The sequence below is a fragment of the Pinirhizobacter sp. genome (genome assembly GCF_035317885.1).
In the GTDB taxonomy this organism is placed as follows: Bacteria; Pseudomonadota; Gammaproteobacteria; order Xanthomonadales; family Rhodanobacteraceae; genus Pinirhizobacter.
In genome coordinates, this window is sequence record NZ_DATHFX010000437.1 from 1 (window position 1) to 4,167 (window position 4,167).

General features: G+C 65.3%; 4 protein-coding genes. All 4 read left to right on the forward strand.

What is annotated here, in order from left to right; all coding sequences use genetic code 11:
* Positions 1–919 (forward strand): Fe-S cluster assembly protein SufB (gene sufB, locus VK519_RS14380; RefSeq protein WP_324350863.1); only part of this gene is annotated, 919 nt, incomplete at its 5' end.
* A gap of 18 nt (positions 920–937) precedes the next feature.
* A complete protein-coding gene (sufC, locus tag VK519_RS14385) occupies positions 938–1,723 on the forward strand; it encodes a Fe-S cluster assembly ATPase SufC (protein WP_324350864.1) in 786 nt (261 codons plus the stop codon).
* A complete protein-coding gene (sufD, locus tag VK519_RS14390) occupies positions 1,720–3,051 on the forward strand; it encodes a Fe-S cluster assembly protein SufD (protein WP_324350865.1) in 1,332 nt (443 codons plus the stop codon). Before sufC ends, sufD begins: the two co-directional genes overlap by 4 nt.
* A 17-nt stretch (positions 3,052–3,068) precedes the next feature.
* Positions 3,069–4,167, forward strand: a 1,099-nt coding sequence (locus VK519_RS14395; RefSeq protein ID WP_324350867.1) for an aminotransferase class V-fold PLP-dependent enzyme, incomplete at its 3' end; no start/stop codon positions are given.

The following is a 4,167-nucleotide window of genomic DNA, read 5'->3' on the forward strand; positions in this document are numbered from 1 at the left end:
CGATAATTACTTCGCGACGTTGAACTCCGCGGTGTTTTCAGACGGCTCGTTCGTCTATGTGCCGCCGGGCGTGCGCTGCCCGATGGAACTGTCGACTTACTTCCGCATCAATGCCGCCAAGACGGGCCAGTTCGAACGGACGTTGATCATCGCCGCCGAAGGGGCTTCCGTGAGCTATCTCGAGGGCTGCACGGCGCCCATGCGCGACGAAAATCAACTGCATGCCGCGGTGGTCGAATTGGTCGCCTTGGACGATGCACGGATCAAGTATTCCACCGTGCAGAACTGGTATCCGGGCGACGAGAACGGCGTCGGCGGCATCTACAACTTCGTCACCAAGCGCGGCGATTGCCGGGGCAATGATTCGAAGATCTCCTGGACGCAGGTGGAAACCGGCTCCGCCATCACCTGGAAGTATCCCAGCTGCATCCTGCGCGGCGATCGTTCGGTGGGCGAGTTCTATTCGGTTGCGCTTACCCACCACCGCCAGCAGGCCGATACCGGCACCAAGATGATCCACATCGGCAAGCAGACGAAATCCAAGATCGTCTCCAAGGGCATCAGCGCCGGCCACGGCCAGAACAGCTACCGGGGGCTGGTGAAGGTGGAGAAGGGTGCCGATGGCGCACGCAACTATACCCAGTGCGATTCGCTGCTGATCGGCAAGCGCTGCGGCGCACACACCTTCCCTTATATGGAAGTGAAGAATCCCACGGCAATCGTCGAACACGAGGCCACTACCTCGAAGATTTCCGACGACCAGATGTTCTATTGCCGCTCGCGCGGCATCGGTGAAGAAGATGCCGTGTCGATGATCGTCGACGGCTTCTGCAAGCAGGTGTTCCGCGAACTGCCGATGGAATTTGCCGTCGAGGCCAAGAAACTGCTGGAAGTGTCGCTTGAAGGCGCGGTCGGCTGAACCAACATGGACAACAACATGCTGAAGATCGACAACCTCCATGCCCGCGTCGAGGGCAGGGAAATCTTGAAGGGCCTCTCGCTCACCGTGAATGCCGGTGAGGTGCACGCCATCATGGGGCCGAACGGGGCGGGCAAGTCCACCCTGGGCCACGTGCTGAGCGGGCGCGAAGGCTATGAGGTCACGGCTGGCAGCGTCCTCTACAACGGCGTCAACCTGTTGGACCTGGAGCCGGAAGAGCGCGCCGCCGCCGGCGTGTTCCTGGCCTTCCAGTACCCGGTGGAAATTCCCGGGGTGAACAACACGTATTTCCTGCGCGCCGCGTTGAACGCCCAGCGCAAGCACCGCGGCGAGGAAGAGCTCGACTCCATGCGCTTTCTCAAGCTGGTGCGCGAAAAGCTCAAGGTCATGCAGATCTCCGATGAACTGCTGCACCGTGCGGTGAACGAGGGGTTCTCCGGCGGTGAGAAGAAGCGCAACGAGATCTTCCAGATGGCCGTGCTCGAGCCGAAGCTCGCCATCCTGGACGAAACCGATTCGGGCCTGGACATCGATGCGTTGAAGCAGGTGGCCGGCGGTGTCAACGCGCTGCGCTCGCCCGATCGGTCTTTCATCGTGGTCACGCACTACCAGCGCCTGCTCGATTACATCGAGCCGGACTTCGTCCATGTGCTGGCTGGTGGCCGCATCGTGGAGAGCGGCGACAAGTCGCTGGCGGTGAAGCTCGAGGAGCAAGGCTACGCCTGGCTTGCCGATATCCATCCGGACCTGGCGCGCGCCGAACTTGCCGGAGCCCCTGCATGAGCGAGGCGATTGCCCTGCGCACGCCGCTGGTCGAGTCGCAGGTCCAGGCCGCGGCGGCACGCCAGCCGGGCGACGAGCCCGCCTGGCTGGCCCAGGCACGCGCGGAAAACCTGGCGGCGTTCGCTGCGGGGGGGCTTCCCGACACGCGCATCGAGGCCTGGAAGTACACGGCGCTGCGTGCGCTCGGCCAGCGCCGCATCGGCCCGGTCGACGTGGACGCGGCAATCCATGCCACCGTCGATGGCACGCTCTTCGCGCTACCGGGTGTCGACGGGCCGCGCCTGGTGTTCGTCGATGGTGTCTTTCGTGCGGATCTCTCTACCGCACACGCCGTGGCAGGGCTTGAGGTGATGCCGCTTTCCCGCGCCCTGCGCGAGCAGCCTGAATCATTGCGTTTCGCCCTGTCGCGGCATTACCGCGAACGGGCGGATGCTTTCGCCCAGCTCAATGCAGCGCTGGGTTTCGATGGCGTGGTGGTGCGCGTGGCGTCGGGTGCGAAGCTTTCTTCATCACTGCACATGGTGTTCGCCGGCGGCAGCCAGGCCGAGGCCGGCAGCCACCTGCGCGTCATCGTCGATGTCGGCGCCGGGGCAGAGGTCAACGTGGTCGAGCACCACGTGGCCGTGGGCGAGGCCAGCAACCTGGCGACGCTGGTCACCGATATTGCCGTGCACGACGATGCCCGCCTGGGCTGGCTCATCGTGCAGGACGCAGGCATCGCTGCCACGCTGGTGCGCAGGACGCGCGCCCAGCTCGGCGCGCGTGCATCGGCCACGATTCATGCGCTGGAGCTGGGCGGCGCCCTGGTGCGCCATGACGTGGCCTGCGACCTGGCAGGTGCGGGTGCGCGCCTGGAGACCCGCGGCGTGTTCGTGATCGGCCAGCGGCAGCATGTCGATACGCAGCTCAGCGTGCGCCATGGCGGCCGCGACACCACGTCCGACGCCCTGTGGCGCGGCGTGGCCGACGGCCGTGCGCGCGGCGTTTTCCGCGGTGCCATCGTGGTGGCCGAGGGGGCCGACGGTAGCGACGCCGCGCTCAGCAACAAGAATCTCTTGCTGTCGGCCAACGCCGAGATCGATACCAAGCCGGAGCTTGAGATCTACGCCGATGAAGTAAAGGCCGCCCATGGCGCCACCATCGGCCAGCTCGACGAGCGCGCACTGTTCTATTTGCGCTCGCGCGGTATCGGCCTTGCGCAGGCGCGCAGCCTGCTGACCCTGGCTTTCTGCCGCGTGGCCCTGGCCGACATCGGCGATGAACGCCTGCGTGAACACCTGGGCGACCTGCTGGCGCAGCGCCTGCCGCGCATGGCGGACGTCGCCTGACGCACCAAGGATCCCGTATGAACGCCAAGCTGCACGATCAGGCACCATCCTTCGACATTGCGCGCATCCGCGCGGACTTCCCGTTGCTCTCCCGCACCGTGCACGGCAAGCCGCTGGTGTACTTCGACAATGCCAATACCTCGCAGAAGCCGCTTAGCGTGATCGAAGCGGTGGATCGCCACTATCGCGAACACAACGCCAACGTCGCCCGCGCCGTGCACCAGTTGGGCGAGGAAGCCACGTCCGCCTACGAAGGCGCGCGTGACCGCCTTGCCCGCTTCATCAATGCCCCCTCGCGCGACGAGGTGATCCTTACCTCAGGCACCACGCAGTCGATCAACCTGGTGGCCTACAGCTATGCCTTGCCGCGGCTAAAGCCCGGCGATGCGATCCTCACCACGGTGATGGAACACCACGCCAACATCGTGCCCTGGCAGATCGTGGCCGCTCGCACGGGTGCCACGGTAAAGGCGGCGCCGATCGATGCCAACGGCGAACTCATCGTGGAGAAGTTCTTCGAATTGCTCACCCCGGAGGTGAAGCTCGCCTGCGTCGCGCATGTTTCGAACGTGCTTGGCACGGTGAATCCGGTGCGCGAGATCGCGCGCGAGTGCCGTCGCCGTGGCATTCCCTTGCTGGTGGATGGCTCCCAGGCGGCGCCGCACCGGCGCATCGACGTGCAAGGGCTGGGGTGCGATTTCTACGCCATCACCGGCCACAAGATGCTGGCGCCCACCGGCACCGGCGCCCTCTGGGCCCGACGCGAACACCTCGATGCCATGCCACCCTTCTTTGGCGGTGGCGAGATGATCCGCGAGGTCCGCTTCGACGGCACCACGTTCGCCGAGCCACCGCACCGTTTCGAGGCCGGCACGCCGAACATCGCCGGTTTCGCCGGGGTGGCCGCTGCCATCGATTACCTGGAAGGCGTCGGCTTCGACGCCATCGGCGCGCACGAACAATCGCTGCTGGCCCATGCCACCAGCTCCTTAAGCGAATTGCCGGGTATCCGCCTGTTCGGCACGGCGCCCGGTAAAGAGCCGGTGATCTCCTTCCTGCTGGACGGTGCGCATGCCAACGACCTGGCCACCCTGCTGGACCTGGAAGGGGTGGCGG

Excerpts from the sequence above, each read along its gene's own strand:
- sufC (WP_324350864.1), top strand. The coding sequence starts at position 938 with ATGCTGAAGATCGACAACCTCCATGCCCGCGTCGAGGGCAGGGAAATC.
- sufD (WP_324350865.1), top strand. The coding sequence starts at position 1,720 with ATGAGCGAGGCGATTGCCCTGCGCACGCCGCTGGTCGAGTCGCAGGTC.